This is a genomic window from Nonomuraea sp. NPDC000554 (assembly GCF_040300065.1).
GTDB lineage: Bacteria > Actinomycetota > Actinomycetes > Streptosporangiales > Streptosporangiaceae > Nonomuraea.
The window spans coordinates 78837-95012 of record NZ_JBEPDC010000004.1; the positions used below are offsets into that span (position 1 = coordinate 78837).

A 16176-nucleotide genomic window follows, 5' to 3' on the forward strand; every position below is an offset into this window, starting at 1 on the left:
CGGCACCGAACGGGCGGCCCCTCGGGGCCGCCCATTTCCGCGTTCCGGGACTGCCCGTTCGCGTGAGGGTGCGGCCCGTTTCGCGGGGCGGTCAGCGCCAGCGGGCCTTCAGCACGTGGTCGAAGCGGGCCTGGGCCTCGACGGGGTCGAAGCCGTCCAGCGCCTCGCCCATCAGGTCGTGGGTCTGCCGCTCGGCGTCGAACTGGGCCTGCCGCACGGCGGAGAGCGTCTCCTCGGCCAGCGTCCCGCTGTCGAGGCGGAGGGCCTGAGGGGCGAACGTCACGTCCAGCACCTTCCCGTCGGCCGCGACCACCGCCCTGATCTGACCGGACGCCGCCTCGCCCACGCCGGTGATCCGGTCGAGCTCATCCTGTGCCTGCTCGATCCACGCCAGCGTCTTCTCCGCCTGGCCGAGGTCCTGGTCGCGATCCTGGTCGCGGTGGCCGTCCGGGTCCGTGAAAGAGCCGTACAACGGTCAGCCCTCCAGGAGCTCGCGAGCCGCCTGTTCGATCCGGTCGCGGACGTGGGTCTCGTCCAGCGGCTCCGGCATGGCCGCGGTGTCGTCGAGGGCCTCGCCCACGATCGCCGCCGTCTGGCGTTCCGCGTCCTGCTGGGCGGCCTGGAGCGCGGTCACCACCTCCTTGCCGAGGTCCTGGCCGCCGAGCCGCTTCGCGCGCGGGTCGAGGGAGAGTCCCGTGATGCCGCCGCGTCCGTCGGAGGTGGCATGGACCAGGCCGTCCGCGCTCTCGCCCGAGCCGGTGACCCGGAGGACGGCCTCCTGCGCCTCCTGAAGCCTCCGCATCGCCTCCTGCGCCTCTCGCAGGGTCCGCTCCACGAGTTCGTGGTCGGCGTTGGGCGGGGGATTCGGGGACATGTCAGACTCCAGAGTTCGGCACGGTGAATCGGTCATTCTACCGTGAACACCGGAAAATCGATCTAGAGCCACCTAACGCCCGTTCAGGGTACAAGTGATCATAATCTCGCTAGGGTCAGCGCCATGAGTTCCGAAGCGGACCTGATCCTTCCCTTGGGGGTGAAAGCGGCCTTCGAGCTCGTCGGCGTCCGATACCCCAACATCAGGACGTCCGAGATGCACCTGGACGCCGCCGCGGTGCGGACCGTGCTCGCCGGAACCGCCCCGGTCGCCGCCGAGGCGGACGCCACGATGCGCCTGACCGAGCAGGCCTACCAGGGCGAGTCCGGGACCGCCCTGACGGGCCACTGGAAGCGGGCGGGCGGGCACCTGAGCAAGGCCGCCGACGCGCTGCGTCCCGCCCCGATGGCGCTCGACCTGACCGCCGAGGTGGTACGGATCGCGCAGGCGGCGCTGATCTCGCAGGCGGCCCACGCCGCCTGGAAGGCCGGCAGGGCGTTCCTGGCAGGCGGCCCGCTCGGCGCCGGCAGGGCCTCCGCCGAGCTGCTCCTCGCCCGGCACATGATGGGGAAGATCCGGCACGAGCTGCGCGAGGGCACCACCGCGCTGCTGGCCCCGGTTGTCAGACGCCGCGTCACCGAGCCGCTCCAGCGCATCCTCCAGGAGCTGCGGAGCCCCGGCCACGCGCTGGCCGGAGCCGGCGGCCCCCGTGTCCCGATCGGGCGGAAGCCCGGCGCCGGAGTCGCGCTGATGTCACCGGGGAAGGGCTGGTCCGGCCGGGCGTCCGGCAAGGCGAAGGAGGCGGCCGAGGAGCGCGTGGCGTCGGACGCGCTCCGGAACGAGCTGCGCGCGGACGGCGTCAAACGGCACGCGGACCTGGAAAAAGAGCTGGGTAACGACGCCATCATGGAGAGCGACCTCAAGAACGCCGAGCGCCACTGGGCGGCCGAGGAGCGGCTGAGGAAGAAGGAGACGGAGATCAGGCGCGGCAGGCTGAACAACTGACGTGCCCGCCCGAGCCTACGGCTTGCGCGCGATCCCGCCGTACATGAGCCGCTGCCCGACGGACAGCTCCGACGGGACGGACCCCTCCGGACGCCACAGCGGCAGCGGGACGACACCCGGCTCGACCAGCTCGAACCCGTCGAAGAAGCCGGTGATCTCCTCGACGGTGCGGAACCGGCCGGTGCCGAGGAGGGCGAGGAACTTCTTCTCGGCGTCGCGTGAGTCCTGGCTGGAGGCGCAGAAGTGGGTGATGAACAGGTAGCTGCCGGACGGGACCGCGGCCATGTAGGCCTCGACGATCCCCCGGGGGTCCTCGTCGTCGTGCAGGTGGTGCAGGATGCCGACCAGCATCACGCCGACCGGACGTCCGAGGTCGATCTGCTTCTTGACCGCCGGGTCGGCGAGGATCGCCGCCGGGTCGCGCAGGTCGGAGGTGACGACCGAGGTGCGGTCGTTCTCCGCCAGCAGCGCCCTGCCGTGGGCCAGCACCATCGGGTCGTTGTCGACGTAGACGACACGCGACTCCGGGTTCGCGCGCTGCGCGACCTGGTGCGTGTTCTCCACGGTCGGCAGCCCGGAACCGAGGTCGATGAACTGGGTGATGCCCTGCTCGACCAGGAACCGCACGCCGCGGCCCAGGATCTGCCGGTTGTACGCCGCCACGTCGAAGATCTCGGGGACGACCTTCACGATCTCGCCGACGAACGCGCGATCGACCTCGAAGTTGTCCTTGCCCCTGAGGACGACGTCATAGGACCTGGCGATGCTGGGCCTGGTCGTGTCGATGGCGCTCGTCCACTGATCCGGCTTCTCGGCCACAGGGGTCCCTTTCCTCGCGGGGGCGATCAAGGTGATCATACCTGTGAAAAGTTGTCGCTATGGGTGACATGAGAGACGAAAACTGTTTTAATCCGCGATAGGTGACTTAAGGGGCTACATAGCCCTGTGTGACCGTTTGCCGAAATCACGGCTTCGTGGGAAAGGCAGGCCCGTGGGAGCTCCAAGTGACGAAATAGTCGTCACGGGCGGTCTCGGTTTCATCGGCTCACATCTGGTGGACGCTTACCTCGAAGCGGGCCACCACGTACGAATCATCGACTCCAACGCGGGCGCGGTCATCGACGGCGAGGACTACGACGCGGACCCGCGCTGCACGGTCATCCGGCAGCGTGTCGAGGACTACCTTTCGGCAGGCGGCGACTTCACGGGCGTGAACCGCGTCATCCACGCCGCCTCCTACGTCGGCCCCGCCAGCATCCTGTCCCGGACGGGCAGGCTCGGCCACGACATCATCGGCAGCACCGCGCCGGTCATCGAGGCGTGCATCAGCGCCGGCGTGCCCCTGTGCATGTTCAGCTCCGCCGAGGTCTACGGGCGCAGCGGCGTCCTGGACGAGAAGGACGACATCGTCGTCCCGACGCAGTACAACACCCGGATCGAGTACGCGATCGCCAAGACCCTGGCCGAGGCGATGGTCTCCAACAGCCGCCGGCACGGCCTGCGCGGCATCGTCATCCGGCCGTTCAACGTGGCCGGGGCGCGGCAGTCGCGGGCGGGCGGGTTCGTCATGCCGACCTTCGTCCAGCAGGCCCTCGCGGAGCGGCCGATCACCGTGTTCGCGGGCGGCGAGCAGGTCAGGGCGTTCATCGCGGCCAGCGACCTGACCGGGTTCCTGCTCGGCTACATGGACGCGGCCCTGGACGGCGACGACATCATCATCAACGTCGGCAACCCGGCCAACGCGATCACCGTCATGGAGCTGGCCAAGCGGGTGAAGGAGCTGCTCGGCAGCGCGTCCCCGATCGTCGGCGTCGACGGCAGGAGCGTACACGGCCCGCACTACGCCGAGGCCGAGTCGTTCCACAAGATCCCGGCGCTCAGGACCGCGACCGGCCTCGGCTGGGAACCGCGGATCGCGCTCGACGACCTGATCCTGAGCACCGCCGACTACTACCGCGCCCGCGAGGACCGAAGGGCAGTGAATGCGCCGCTTTGACCGTGTGCTGGTGATCTCTCCTCACGCCGACGACGAGGTCCTGGGCTGCGGCGGGCTGATCGCGGCACAGGTCGAGGCCGGAGCCGAGGTGCACGTCCTGTATCTCGCGGTGGACGGGATGCGCCACTACGGCCTCGACGGCGCCACCACCTACCAGCAGCGCCTGGACGAGATCGAGGACGTGCGGGCCACCCTCGGCTTCAGCTACGAGATCGCCTACGGCGACCGGGGCCTGATCGAGCAGCTCGACACACTGCCGCGCAAGGACCTGGTGGACCTGTTCGAACGCGCGCTCAACGAACGGCGTCCCGACCTGCTGCTGCTGCCGAGCTTCGCCGACTACGACCAGGACCACTGCGCGGTCTTCGCGGCCGGATTCGCCGCGGCCCGGCCGATCGCGCAGCAGTTCGGCAAGTGGCTGGTGCCGAGCGTGTACATGTACGAGATGTCGAAGATCCAGTGGGCGTCGGAGCCGATGCCGCGCTCGGCCGCCTACTGCGACATCAGCGCCCACCTGGACAGGAAGCTGGAGGCGCTGCGCGGCTACAAGAGCCAGCACCGGCCCTCCCCGCACATCAGGAGCGAGGAGTCGGTGACGGCGCTGGCCACGTTGCGCGGCGCGGAGATCGGTGTCACACACGCCGAGGCGTTCGGGGTGCTGAGGGAGGTCCTGTGAAGACGTACGCGTTCGCCACCGGGATGGAGTTCGCCGCCCCCGCCGTGGACGTGCTGGCCGCGCAGGGCACTCCCCCGTCGCTGCTGATCGGCTACCCGCCGCAGCTGCAGCACCGCTCCGGGTACGCGCCCCTGCGGGAGGCGTCCGAGAAGCACGGCATCCCGCTGCTCGAAACCGCCGACATCAACGACGGCGAGGCGTACGAGCTGGTCAAGGAGATGGACCTGTTCGTGATCGCCGGGTGGTCGCAGCTCGTCCGCGAGCCGCTGCTGTCGGCCTGCCCGCTCGGCTCGATCGGCCTGCACCCCACCCGCCTGCCCGAAGGCCGGGGACGCGCCGCGCTGCCGTGGACCATCATCAAGCGACTGACCACGAGCGCGGTCAGCCTGTTCTTCCTCGACGAGGGCGCCGACACCGGAGACCTCATCGCGCAGCGGGGCTTCACGATCAGCCGCCGCGACGACGTCACCGAGGTGTACCGCAAGGTCACCGAGATCAACATCGAGCTGCTCGCAAAGTACGTGCCGCTGCTGCTGGCGGGACAGGTGGTGGCACGACCGCAGCCCCCGGGCGGCTCGTGGTGGGACAAGCGCCGGCCAGAGGACGGGTTGATCGACTGGTCCAGGCCGGCCGTCGACCTCTACGACTGGGTCCGCGCGCTGGCCGCGCCGTACCCGGGGGCCTTCACCTCCGTCGACGGGCGCAGGCTGTTCGTGCACAGCGCCGACCTGATCGAGTACGGCGGCCAGGAGCCCCCCGGCACCGTGCTCGCCCCCGTCTGGTCCACCGGCGTCGCCGGAGTGCTGGTCGCGTGCGGCTCGGGGCTGCTGGTCGTCCGCGAGGTCCAGTGGGACGGCGGCGACCGGCGCGACGCCCTCGACCTGCTGGAGTCGGGTGAGCTCTCGGTAGGCGCATGCCTGGGAACGTGAAGCTGACCGGGGCCGTGATGGCGCACCCCCGGCGCAGGGAGGCGGCCACCCGGCTGGCCGGCGGCGTCCTCGACGTCGTCACCGACCCCGCCCCGACAGGGCGTCCGTCAGCGTTCCGCACCTCGCTGCTCGCCTGGTCCAGCGTCCCCGAGGACTCCACGCACCACCTGCTGCTGCACGACGACATGGCGCTCTCGTCCACGTTCTTCGAACGCGCCGAGTGCGCCGCCCGCGCCATGCCGCACGCCGCGCTCGCCCTGTTCGCCTTCTGGAACTCGCGCAACGGCGCCGCCGTCCGGCAGGGCGCGCTCGCCGGGGCGCGGTGGGTGCCGGGGGCCGGCGAGTACACGCCGGTGGCGGCGCTGCTGCTGCCCCGCCAGGTCGCCGGCGGGTACGTCGAATGGGCCCGCGACCGGGGCGACACCTGGCCCGACGACGTGCTCATGGGACGCTACCTGCGCCAGGCCGGGGTGCCCGTGTACGTGGCCGTGCCGAGCCTGGCCGAGCACGAGGACCTGGCGAGCCTGGTGGACAACGACTTCCAGGGGCTACGCCGCTCGCCGTGCTTCTTCGCCGACGACCCGCTGGCGGACCAGAGCTCGGAGAGCCTGCTCGGGGAGCTGCCGGTGATCCCGTTCTTCAAGCGGGGGGTGGCCCAGTGCGCGGTCCGCGTCCCCGGGACCGGGCGGTGGCGGGACGTCCGCTGCGAGGACTACCTGGCGGGGCGCGGCATCGACGCCGAGTCGCTGCGGGCGGGAGCGGCGACCCGGCACTGGCCGCTCTGGCTCACGGCCTACACGATGGGCATCGTCCACGCCCAAACCGCCCCGGACGACGTCGACCCGCGGGTGCTGGATCGGGCGCTCGCCACGATGGGGCCCGGCGGGCTCTGCCACGAGCTCGGGGCCCGCGACCTCGCCCGGCTCGGGCCCGAGCTGCACGAGGTGGCCCGCGCGGGCCTGGAGGCGGGCCTCGCCGACCGGCCGAAACACCGCCCTCCGGCCCTCGCCGACCGCCCCGTGGTGACCCTGACGGGCGCGGCCACGTTCGTCCGCGACCACCTGGAAGGCGCGCTCACCGACCACGGCTTCCGCACGGCCGGCCCAGCAGAGGAAGCCGCCGTGGCGGTGCACGTCTGCGCGCTCGGCTGGGACGAGGACGCCGACCCGGAGGAGGAGCTGCGCCTGGCGCGCGCGGCCTTCGCCGACGGGCGCGGCGGCGTCCTGCTCAGCTCGTGCCACGTCTACCCGCACGGAGAGCACACCGAGGAGACTCCAGCCGACAGCGGGCCGCTGGCGCGGGCCATTCTCCAGGTGGAGGAGGCGGCGGCCAACGCCGTGGTACTGCGGCTGGGCGAGCCCTACGGGCCCTGGATGCCGCAGCGGGGCGCGGTCGCGGAGCTGGTGCTGCGGTCGTCGCTCAACCGTCCCGCGCCCGTCGCGGGCTCTCCCGCGCAGCTGGTGCACGTCCAGGACGTTGCGCGGGCGGTGCTGGCGGCGCTTGCGGGCAACCCGGCGTCGCGGGTGTTCAACGTCGCCAACCCGGCACGGCTGGGCACGCGCGAGCTGGCCGAGGCGGTGTCAGGAGCGGTGCGACCGGTGGACGTCGAGACGTCCGACGGCCCGCCGAAGCCGCTGGTCAGCGTCGAGCGGGCCGCCGCCGAGCTGGGCTGGCGGCAGAGCGTGACGCTGGACTACGGGCTCCACACCTGCGCGCAGTGGCTGGCCTACGAGAGCGACCTCCCTTGACCGCTGCCCTCACCCGGGGAGACCAGCCCGGTCTCGTACGCGACCACGACGGCCTGGACGCGGTCGCGGAGGCCGAGCTTGGACAGGATGCGCGTGACGTGCGTCTTCACCGTCGTCATGCTGAGCGTCAACCGGTCGGCGAGTTCGGCGTTGCTCAGGCCGGTGGCCAGCAGGCGCAGCACCTCCAGCTCGCGCGGCGTCAGCCCGGACAGGTCGCGGTGGACGGTGGCCTGCACGTCGTCGCGACGGGCGAAGCGCTCGACCAGGCGGCGGGTGATGGTCGGCGCGAGCAGGGCGTCGCCGGAGCGCACCAGCCGTACCGCGGCCACCAGGTGCTCGGGGGTGACGTCCTTGAGCAGGAAGCCGCTGGCGCCGGCGGCGAGGGCGGCGTAGACGTACTGGTCGAGATCGTAGGTGGTCAGGATGAGGACGCGGGTCTCGTCCGTGCCGCCGGTCAGGATCCGCCGGGTGGCTTCGAGGCCGTCCATTTCCGGCATCCGGATGTCCATGAGGACGACGTCGGGCCTGGTGCGCCGGACGGCGGCGACCGCCTCGGCTCCGTTGGCCGCCTCGGCCGCCACCTCGATGCCGTCGGCTGCCAGGATCATCCGGAATCCGGTGCGTACCAGCGCCTGGTCGTCGGCGATGACGGCGCGCAGCGGCCGGCTCACGCGGATCGCCACGGGAGCCGGGCCCTGATCTGGTATCCGCCGCCGGCTCTCGGGCCGGCGTCCAGGGTTCCGCCATAGAGGGCGAGCCGCTCGCGCAGTCCGATCAGCCCGTGGCCGGTGCCGGCCCGCGACGGCGCTGCCCGCTCGCCGCCGGTGTCGGTGACCTCGATCTCCAGCCAGCCGTCGTCGTGGCCGATCACGACGGACGCCTCCGCGCCGGACGCGTGCTTGATCGTGTTGGTCAGGGCCTCCTGGACGACGCGGTAGGCGGCCAGCTCGACCCCGGTAGGCAGTGGGCCGGGCGGCAGTGACACCGTGAGGCTCACCGGCGTGCCGGCCGCGCGGACCCGCTCGACCAGGTTGCCGAGCTGGTCGAGCCCGGGCTGCGGTTCGAGCCCGTCGGCCGGGACGTCGGGGCGCTCGCCGTCGGGGCCGGCGAGCAGGCCCATGACGTGCCGCAGCTCGGCCAAGGCGGCCCGGCCGCTCGCCTCGATCGCGAGCAGGGCCTGCTTCGACTGCTCCGGTTCCGCGTCCATCACCTTGCGCGCCGCGCCGGCCTGGATCACCATCACGCTGACGTTGTGCGTCACCACGTCGTGGAGCTCGCCGGCGATCCGGGCGCGCTCCACCTCGACGGCCCTGCGCGTGGCGTCCTCCTGGGCGTGCCGCAGTTCGGCGAGCCGATGCCGGCTGCTCCTGAGCTGCTGCTGCCAGAAACGGATGAAGCTCGCGAAGACCCCCGCACCCAGCAGCACGACGAACGGCGCCGACCAGCCCGGCAGGTCTGGGGCGACGTCCCGGAACGCGGCACCCGCCAGCACGGCCGCGAGCACGAGGCCCGCCACCGCCGGCACCCGGTTGCGGCTGTGGGCGACGGCGCCGTAGGCAGCGACGGCGCAGGTCAGGACGGTGATCCAGGTCGCGCCCTCGCGGGTGGCCAGCGCCGCGGCCAGCACCGCCCAGAAGGTGATGAGCGGGTAGCGGCGCCGGGCCGCCAGCGGCAACGCTGTCAGCGCCACCAGGACCATGGGCGGATCGTAGGTGCTCACGCCGACGGGGACCGGCAAGGAGGTCCCGTCGGGCGGTGGCGTCGGCGGCGAGGGCAGGGCCGGCACAGGCGGCGGCTCAGGCGGCGCGACGACGCCCGGGGAGGGCCGGAGCTGCAAGGGTTCGACCAGGTGAGGCTGCGCGCCGACGAGACTGTCACCACCCGGGAGCCTCGCCGCCGCGACCACCGCGGCGACGGTCAGGACGATCGCGAGCAGCGAGTCGGCGACGATCGCCCCGCGCGACGGGCTGACGGGTTCCTCCTCTGGGCGCAGCACATCTCGCACGTACTGCCGCCAGAGCCGTCGTTCATCCGCTGCCACCAGGACATTGTCCGGGCTGGCCGATCCGGCTCGCATCCGCCTCAGTGACCAGGGCTCTCGCCCTGAGGAGTACATCTCAGGGATGACGCTGCGGCCGGGTCCTCCCTGAGAGGTATCCGAGATCGGTGCGGCGGCCGATGTGCGTGGCCTTCGACCGCGCCTAGCTTCGTCCCTGCCATCAGGCCGCCCGCGCGGGAGTTCGCCGCCGAGACGGCCGTCCCCACCGGAAGGACGGATATTCCATGGGTCATGTGACCGAGCCGGAAAGCGCAGCCCAGTGGCACGACGGCGCGGAGGCGTCGGCGCCCGGCCAGCCGAAGCGTGCAGCCGGGCGAGGCGCGGCCGACGCCATGACGGGGTTCTCCGGCAGCGGAAGACCCGCGGCGCGGAATCCCATCCTTCGCACCAGCCTGGCCGCCCTCACGACGGCGCGGAATCCCATCCTCCGCAGCGGGCTGGCTGTCGTCGCCGGACTGCTCGCCTGTGTCGCACCCGCCTCCACGGCGTACGCGTCCGCGCCTGTCGCCGCCTCCGCCGCGCCTGCGTCGGCCGCCGGGTCTTCGGCCGACACGGCTGCGCCGGCCGGGCTCGCGGGCGACGCGGCCGCCGGTTTGGGTGTGCTGAGCGGCACGCCGTATCTGCCCAGGCCGACCGGTACCCATCCGGTCGGCACCACGGCCCTGTATCTGAAGGACACCTCTCGCCCCGACCCCTGGGTGCCCACGGTGGAGGCCAGGGAGCTGATGGTCTCCCTGTGGTATCCGGCGAAGTCAGAGGGCCGTCGGCGGGCGCGGTACATGACACAGAAGGAGTCGGAACTCCTCCTCAAGGACGCGAAGATAACCAGCGTGCCGTTGGACGTGCTCAGCAAGACGCGCACCAACGCCTACAGCGACGCGAAACCCGCAGGGCGCAAGCACGGCCTGCCCCTCGTGGTGCTCTCGCCCGGCTTCAGCAAGCCCCGCAGCACACTGACCGCCCTCGCCGAGGACCTGGCGAGCAGGGGGTACGTGGTGGCCGCGATCGATCACACGTACGAGAGCGTCGCCACCACCTTCCCCGACGGGCGGGTCACCACCTGTGTCCCCTGCGAGGGCGACCACGACCCATCGCTCTTCACCAAGCTGTCGAAGAGCCGGGCAGCCGACGTCTCCTACGTACTCGACCAGCTGATCGGGCCCCACGCGACGTGGAAGGACGCTTCGCTGATCAACCCGTCCAGAATCGCGATGGCGGGCCACTCCGCAGGCGGCGCGAGCACTATCGCCGCGATGGTCAAGGACTCCCGGCTCCGCGCCGGGATCGACATCGACGGCACCACGCCCCCTGGGATCCTCGACGGCGAGCTGTCGCGGCCGTTCATGTTCCTGGGCAAGCCCGCCACCTACACTCCCGGGTCCGGCAACCCGGCGGCCGCCACCTGGGAGCGCGACTGGAAGCTCCTGACCGGATGGAAGCGCTGGCTGCTGCTGACCGGCGCCGTGCACGAGTCCTTCACCGACATCGTTCCGCTGGCGGACCAACTCGGCATCGACGCGGGAGCCAAGGTGCCGGGGGTCCGCTCCTTGGAGATCACCCGCAGGTATGTCCGCGCGTTCTTCGACCAGCACCTGCGCAACAAGCCGCAAACCCTGCTGGACGAGCCGTCGCCGCGCTACCCGGAGGTCAAGCTCTGCTCCCCGGACAAGAACACCTGCGAGTAGCACCTCGCTCGCGGCCGGCCTGCTCCCCGCGTTTGTCAGGCTCGCGTCGAGAGGTGGGCCCCTGTTGTCTTACGCACCCCGTTCCACAGCACGGGCCGAGCAAGCGGCATGAGCTGCCGCGTAAGCGGCACGGGAATCTCCGTCCTTTAGGGCGGAGAGCAGGTCAAGTCACCGGCCGCCAGGAGAGGCCGCCGCCCGGCCTGGCGCCGATCAGGCGTCCGGCGGCGGCGGCGAGGACGGTGCGGCCCTCAGCGGGGCCCAGGTCCTCCCAGCAGGTCTCGTACCGCTCGGCCGACCTGGTCAGGATCCGGTCGCCGGAGACGGCGAACAGGCGTCCGTTCATCGCCGTCAGGCTCGTCGCGCCCGCCGCCGAGCCGGCTCGGGCCCAGTCGTGGGCGTCGAGCCGTCGGATCGGGAGATGCCACAGCTCGCCCGCCGAGGTGACGGCGAACAGCCCCTCGTCCACGGCGGCCAGGCCGGTGGCGCCGTCGGGGGCCCGGCTGACGTCCTGCCACGCGGACTGGGCCAGGACGGGGTCGCGGTAGCGGATGGCGCCGTCGGGGGCGACCCCGTACAGGCCGGCGGGCGGGCCGCCGTGCGCCTCGCGGGGGGCGGCCAGAGCGATCACGTCGGTCTCGTCGACCACTCGCCACGGCAGGTTCTGCCCGCAGATGTCGCGGACGGCGAGCGTCCCGTCAGAGCAGGCGGCGAAGAGCCGGTTGTCGCACGCGACCAGGGTGCGCGCGACGACACCGCCCGCTGCGCCTCCGTGGGCAGGCCGGACGCGCCCGTGAGCGGCCGCGTCACTCTCGTAAACGGGCGAGATACCCCCATGGATGGACGCGGCGATACCTGGGGCAGGCGGGGCGCTTCCAGCGGGGGCGGGGCCGATGGGGTCCCAGGTGTGTGGGCCTGCCGGGTGGGAGAGGCGGTCGAGGACGTTTTGGGTGATGCGCTCCAGGACGGGGTCGTGGAGGGTGTTGCCCCAGTTGATGGTGGCCGCGTTGAAGACCGTGCCCGCCCCGAGGCGGTGGATGCCCATGGTGGCCGCGCCGCCCCTGCCGTACCGGCGCCAGTGGCTCAGGTCGGCGGTGGCGAGGACGACGAACGACGGCGGTGTGCCGTCGCGGCCCGTCGCCCTCGGAACGCCGTCGACCCATTCGAGGTCGGCGGCGTCCGTCTCGTAGCCGAGCGCGCCCTTGCCGAAGGTGTCTCCGTCGGCCAGCCCGGTCCCTTCGAACACCCAGTGGTCGGCGAAGCGGGCGGTGTAGGACTCGTGCGCCATCACCCGCGAGTCGACCCAGCAGCCCGCGCCGTTCCTGAAGGTGACGCCGGTGAGGGTGTTCTCGGGACGGTTGACGGGTTCGCTGGGCCATTCGACGGTGACCCGGCCGGGGTCGGTGGCGGCGAGGGGGTCGGAGACGGCGTCGCGGTAGCAGACCATGGTGCGCAGGTCGTCCTCGAACCGCACCTGCCACCAGCAGGTGTTGCCTGAGAAGATGGCGATGTTCCCACCGCGACGTGCGAACTCCTCGACCGCGTCCCGCATCTCCCACGACCAGTACTCGTCGTGGCCGTTGACGACCAGCAGACGGTAGCGGCTGAGGAGGTCGAGGCCGTCGTGCAGGTCCAGGCCCGAGCAGTAGTCGACGGTGTACCCGGCGGGGGCGAGCCAGCGCAGCAGGCCCAGCTCCCACTCCTCGATCTGCGGCCCGGCCCCCGGACGGTCGAAGGTGACCTTGACCGCGCGGTCGGGCTGCTCCGACTGGTAGAGCCCCTCACCGGGGACGCCCGGCCGGTTGTACGCCTCCCACGTGGGAAACGGGATCGACACCAGCACCGACGAACCGGGCACGCTTCCACGTACCACGAAATATGCGGAAACGTTGTTGTAGATGGCCCGGTAGAGGGAGCTGGGCCAGCCCTCGCCCACCTTGAGCGTCCAGACGGGACCGTCGGCCACGTCCTCCAGGATGACGCGGCCCGACGGCACGTCCTCCACCGTGATCGGGCCGCCGGCACCGCCGAGCAGCCGGAAGCGCAGCTCCTCGCCCTGCGCGCACGACGTCGCCTCCGCGTACAGGCTCACCGGAAGGCCGCCTCGACGACCAGCGACTCCAGGTCCATCAGGTAGCGCTCGATGTCCGGCGGGGCGAGCAGCGCGGTGTCGGCGTAGAGCGACACGTCCATGCGATCGGGCTCGCCGCCGATGTGCAGGCGGAAGTCGCAGATGTTGCGGTCCATGGCGTCGGTCCAGGCCAGCTCGGTCTTGTCCATCGCGGCCCGGACGTCGTGCTCGTCGGCGCCCGGCGGCCCGTCACCCTGCACGAGTCGCTGGTCGTTGAAGCACCCGAACGACCTGATGCCGGGCCCCACGGCGGTGACCGCCTCCTCCATCGCGTACGGGTCGAACTGCGCCTGCCGGTAGGCGCGCATCGCCACGCCCCAGCACCGGCGCACCAGCTCGTCGAAGCCGGTGGAGGCGTCGCCGAGGTCCAGGACCAACAGCCCTTCCTGGGAGATCGTGGACACCACGTCCCGTCGCCCGGCGGCGAAGCGGTTGTTGACGATGACCCGCATCCCGCAGGTCCGCTGCCCGGTGAGCCCGCCCGCCAGCCGGATCGCGGCGGTCAGCAGCACCGTCGAGGAGCTGACCCGGTTGCGGGTGGCGACCGCCTGCGTGGCGGCGGCGAGCGCGGTGGAGCCCATCGTGGCTTCGCGGAAACGCGGTCGCTGCGGCGGCAGCGACGGGTCCGGCACGGGGTCGATGCGGGCGTACTCGCCGAGCCAGAAGCCGATCGCGTCGCTCGACGCGCGCCTGCCCTCCGCCGAGTGCTGCCACGCGGCGAGCTGTCGCGGGGTGTCGCTCTGGACGGGTGGCAGCGCGTCCCTCAGCAGGAGCAGCCGGAAGTCCTTGACGATGAGGTCGGCCGCGTGCCCGTCGGCGGCGAGATGACAGAGGACCAGGGCGATATGCCGGACATATCCCCCGGCGACCACCAGGGCCACCCGCAGCGGCCACTCGTCCCAGTAGGCGAACGGCTCGGCCGCCAGCCGGTCGCACACCCGCTGGACGGGCTCGGACTCGACCACCTCGACCTCGATCCGCGCGACGTCGGCGACCCGCTGCCGGGGAGCGTCACGCGGGCCGGTGAGCCGGGTGCGGAGCGACTCGTGCCGGGCGACGAGCCGGTCGAGGGCCTGGACGGCGCGCTCCACGGTGACGGGCCGCTTGGGGGCGGCGAAGACGCGTCCGATGGTGAGATAGCGCTCCTGCGGCTCGGCCGCCACGACCGCGCGCCAGATGTCCTGCTGCCCCCACGTGAGCGGCGCGTCAGCCATGGAGTCGCACGTAGTCCACCAACTCGTCCAGGCTGTCGAGCGCCGACGGGTCGAGCTCGACCCCGAACTCGGCCTCGACCGAGTCGATCAGCCTGAGGTAGGCGAGTGAGGTGACGCCGAGGTCGCCCAACCGGGCCTGCCCTGCCATCACCTCGGCCGGATCGACCGCGCCGTCGGTGGCCTTGGCGATCATGTCGGCGAGCCGTCCGCGTAGTTCCCCGTCCATCAGCACCTGGCGAACCCTCCCTTGTCAGGGAATTTCGGGGCGAGTGTGTCATGCGGGGCCAGATTGCGGCAAGCGGCTATCGGTAAGGGGTTGACGCATTTGCGCATTTTTTTCTACGGTCTTGCTGCATCCCGAAAATAATTCTGGGGGTGGTTCAGTCGGCCCTTCCAGTGCCCGACCTCCTGACCTCGCGAGCCGCCACCGACCCCGACCACGAGGCGCTCGTCGTCGCCGGAACGGGCGTCCTGACACTCGGCGACTGGGACGCGCGCTCGACCACCGCCGCCCAAGCCCTGTTGGCGCGCGGGACGGCCAGGGGCGACCGGGTGGCGCTGGTCTTCGGCGGCCGCGACTGGCTGGACTACGCGGTGAGCTGGATGGCGGTGCTCAAGGCGGGCGGCGTGGCCGTGCCGCTGTCGGACCGGCTGGCCCCGCCCGAGCTGGCGTACATGATCGAGCACTGCGGGGCGGCGACGGTCGTCCACGGCGGCCACGAGCCGCTCGCGACGGCGCTCGGACAGCTCCGGACCCCACCCACCGCCGTCGCCTTCCCGGAGCTGGCCCCGGCCGCGTCCGAGGTCGGCCCCCTTGCCGAGGTGGATCCCCTCTCGCTCGCGCAGATCCTCTACACGTCCGGCACGACGGGACGCCACAAGGGCGTCGCCGCCACGCACGCCAACCTGACCTCCCCACCCGTGCACCCCAAGCGCCGCCCGTTCGCCCATTCCCGGCATCTGGTGCACGCCTTCCCCATCGGCACGAACGCCGGACAGGTGATGCTGCTGCACGCGCTCACCGCAGCCCCCAGCGTCGTCACCCTGCCGCTGTTCACCCCGGCCCGCTTCGCCGCGCTCGTCGAGTCGTACGCGGCGGGCACGGTGTTCGTGGTGCCCGCGATGGCCATCGAGCTGCTCAACGCGCGGGTCCAGGACCGCCACGACCTGTCGAGCGTGCTGCTGCTCGGCTCGGCCGCCGCCGCGCTCCCGCCCGCTGTCGCGGCCGAGCTGTCGACGGCGTTCCCGAACGCGACGGTGGCGAACTACTACACCTCGACCGAGGCCGCCCCGGCCCAGACCATCATGCTCTACGACCAGGACCGTCCCGGCTCGCTCGGCCGCGCGGCCGGAGGCTCCCGGCTCAGGATCGCGGACGCCGACGGCGAGCCGGTCGAGCCGGGGCAGACCGGCGAGGTGTGGCTGCGGGCCGCCGCCCACCCCCGCGCCTACTACCGCGAGCAGCACACCGGGGACGCCTTCCAGGACGGCTGGGTGCGCATGGGCGACCTGGGCCACCTCGACGACGAGGGCTACCTGTACCTCGTCGACAGGGAGAGCGACGTGATCAAGTCGGGCGCCTTCAAGGTCTCGACGCTCCAGGTGGAGGCCGCGCTGCACGACCACCCGGCCGTGGCCGACGCGTCCGTGTTCGGCGTGCCGCACCCGGTGATGGGCATGGCCGTGGCGGCGGCGGTGGTGGCACGTGAGCCGCTGACGCTCACCGACGTGCGCGCCTTCCTCGGGTCGCGGCTCGCGCCGCACGAGCTGCCGTCGTCGCTGCTCAGCCTGGACGTCCTGCCGAGGAACGCCGCCGGAAAAGTCATCAAGCGGGAACTGCGCCGTCTGGCAGAGGAGTGAAG

At 71.9% G+C, this 16176-nt stretch carries 15 protein-coding genes; 7 read left to right on the forward strand and 8 right to left on the reverse strand.

Annotated elements, in window-relative coordinates; translation table 11 throughout:
• Nucleotides 1-91: 91 nt before the first annotated feature.
• The gene (locus ABT294_RS09275; RefSeq protein WP_350804679.1) at nucleotides 92-472 is read right to left on the reverse strand and encodes a YbaB/EbfC family nucleoid-associated protein; all 381 of its coding nucleotides are present in this window, start codon (nucleotides 470-472) and stop codon (nucleotides 92-94) included.
• Nucleotides 473-475: 3 nt separating this feature from the next.
• A complete protein-coding gene (locus tag ABT294_RS09280) occupies nucleotides 476-874 on the reverse strand; it encodes a YbaB/EbfC family nucleoid-associated protein (RefSeq protein ID WP_350804680.1) in 399 nt (132 codons plus the stop codon).
• Nucleotides 875-997: 123 nt separating this feature from the next.
• Here ABT294_RS09280 and ABT294_RS09285 point away from each other — a divergent pair, with 123 nt between their 5' ends.
• The gene (locus ABT294_RS09285; RefSeq protein WP_350804681.1) at nucleotides 998-1879 is read left to right on the forward strand and encodes a hypothetical protein; all 882 of its coding nucleotides are present in this window, start codon (nucleotides 998-1000) and stop codon (nucleotides 1877-1879) included.
• Nucleotides 1880-1894: 15 nt separating this feature from the next.
• Here ABT294_RS09285 and ABT294_RS09290 read toward each other — a convergent pair whose 3' ends face one another.
• Complete coding sequence (locus ABT294_RS09290; protein WP_350804683.1) at nucleotides 1895-2698, reverse strand: SAM-dependent methyltransferase; 804 nt, start codon at nucleotides 2696-2698, stop codon at nucleotides 1895-1897.
• Nucleotides 2699-2870: 172 nt separating this feature from the next.
• Here ABT294_RS09290 and ABT294_RS09295 point away from each other — a divergent pair, with 172 nt between their 5' ends.
• The 4 genes from ABT294_RS09295 to ABT294_RS09310 are packed head-to-tail and all read left to right on the forward strand — an operon-like array spanning nucleotide 2871 to nucleotide 7228.
• Nucleotides 2871-3875, forward strand: a complete 1005-nt coding sequence (locus ABT294_RS09295; protein ID WP_350804685.1) for an NAD-dependent epimerase/dehydratase family protein — start codon at nucleotides 2871-2873, stop codon at nucleotides 3873-3875.
• Between the two features lie 10 nt (nucleotides 3876-3885).
• Nucleotides 3886-4551, forward strand: coding sequence for a PIG-L deacetylase family protein (locus ABT294_RS09300; RefSeq protein ID WP_350804687.1), 666 nt, complete (start codon nucleotides 3886-3888; stop codon nucleotides 4549-4551).
• On the forward strand, nucleotides 4548-5480 hold the full coding sequence (locus ABT294_RS09305) for a methionyl-tRNA formyltransferase (RefSeq protein ID WP_350804688.1): 933 nt from the start codon (nucleotides 4548-4550) through the stop codon (nucleotides 5478-5480). Before ABT294_RS09300 ends, ABT294_RS09305 begins: the two co-directional genes overlap by 4 nt.
• A complete protein-coding gene (locus ABT294_RS09310; RefSeq protein ID WP_350804689.1) occupies nucleotides 5465-7228 on the forward strand; it encodes an NAD-dependent epimerase/dehydratase family protein in 1764 nt (587 codons plus the stop codon). Before ABT294_RS09305 ends, ABT294_RS09310 begins: the two co-directional genes overlap by 16 nt.
• Here the strand turns inward: ABT294_RS09310 and ABT294_RS09315 are convergent.
• Together ABT294_RS09315 and ABT294_RS09320 are read right to left on the reverse strand one after the other, a co-directional pair.
• On the reverse strand, nucleotides 7207-7899 hold the full coding sequence (locus tag ABT294_RS09315) for a response regulator (RefSeq protein ID WP_350804690.1): 693 nt from the start codon (nucleotides 7897-7899) through the stop codon (nucleotides 7207-7209). The two genes, ABT294_RS09310 and ABT294_RS09315, sit on opposite strands and share 22 nt — an antisense overlap.
• On the reverse strand, nucleotides 7896-9269 hold the full coding sequence (locus tag ABT294_RS09320) for a sensor histidine kinase (RefSeq protein WP_350804691.1): 1374 nt from the start codon (nucleotides 9267-9269) through the stop codon (nucleotides 7896-7898). Before ABT294_RS09320 ends, ABT294_RS09315 begins: the two co-directional genes overlap by 4 nt.
• Nucleotides 9270-9520: 251 nt before the next feature.
• On the opposite strand from ABT294_RS09320, the gene ABT294_RS09325 reads away from it, so the two are divergent.
• On the forward strand, nucleotides 9521-10972 hold the full coding sequence (locus ABT294_RS09325) for an alpha/beta hydrolase family protein (RefSeq protein ID WP_350804693.1): 1452 nt from the start codon (nucleotides 9521-9523) through the stop codon (nucleotides 10970-10972).
• A 163-nt stretch (nucleotides 10973-11135) separates the two neighbouring features.
• Here the strand turns inward: ABT294_RS09325 and ABT294_RS09330 are convergent, their stop codons facing one another.
• The 3 genes from ABT294_RS09330 to ABT294_RS09340 are packed head-to-tail and all read right to left on the reverse strand — an operon-like array spanning nucleotide 11136 to nucleotide 14540.
• Entirely contained in the window at nucleotides 11136-13061 is a 1926-nt protein-coding gene (locus ABT294_RS09330) for a N,N-dimethylformamidase beta subunit family domain-containing protein (protein ID WP_350804694.1), read from the reverse strand.
• Nucleotides 13058-14314, reverse strand: coding sequence for a condensation domain-containing protein (locus ABT294_RS09335; RefSeq protein ID WP_350804695.1), 1257 nt, complete (start codon nucleotides 14312-14314; stop codon nucleotides 13058-13060). The genes ABT294_RS09330 and ABT294_RS09335 overlap by 4 nt, the downstream gene beginning before the upstream one ends.
• Nucleotides 14307-14540 carry an acyl carrier protein gene (locus ABT294_RS09340; RefSeq protein ID WP_350805152.1) on the reverse strand — a complete coding sequence of 78 codons (234 nt, stop codon included), beginning with the start codon at nucleotides 14538-14540 and terminating at the stop codon, nucleotides 14307-14309. Before ABT294_RS09340 ends, ABT294_RS09335 begins: the two co-directional genes overlap by 8 nt.
• 149 nt (nucleotides 14541-14689) lie before the next feature.
• Between ABT294_RS09340 and ABT294_RS09345 the strand changes: the two genes are divergently transcribed.
• Nucleotides 14690-16174, forward strand: coding sequence for a class I adenylate-forming enzyme family protein (locus ABT294_RS09345; protein ID WP_350804696.1), 1485 nt, complete (start codon nucleotides 14690-14692; stop codon nucleotides 16172-16174).
• Nucleotides 16175-16176: the final 2 nt, after the last annotated feature.

Excerpts from the sequence above, each read along its gene's own strand:
- ABT294_RS09335 (WP_350804695.1), bottom strand. The coding sequence starts at position 14,314 with ATGGCTGACGCGCCGCTCACGTGGGGGCAGCAGGACATCTGGCGCGCG.
- ABT294_RS09340 (WP_350805152.1), bottom strand. The coding sequence starts at position 14,540 with ATGGACGGGGAACTACGCGGACGGCTCGCCGACATGATCGCCAAGGCC.
- ABT294_RS09285 (WP_350804681.1), top strand. The coding sequence starts at position 998 with ATGAGTTCCGAAGCGGACCTGATCCTTCCCTTGGGGGTGAAAGCGGCC.
- ABT294_RS09280 (WP_350804680.1), bottom strand. The coding sequence starts at position 874 with ATGTCCCCGAATCCCCCGCCCAACGCCGACCACGAACTCGTGGAGCGG.
- ABT294_RS09310 (WP_350804689.1), top strand. The coding sequence starts at position 5,465 with ATGCCTGGGAACGTGAAGCTGACCGGGGCCGTGATGGCGCACCCCCGG.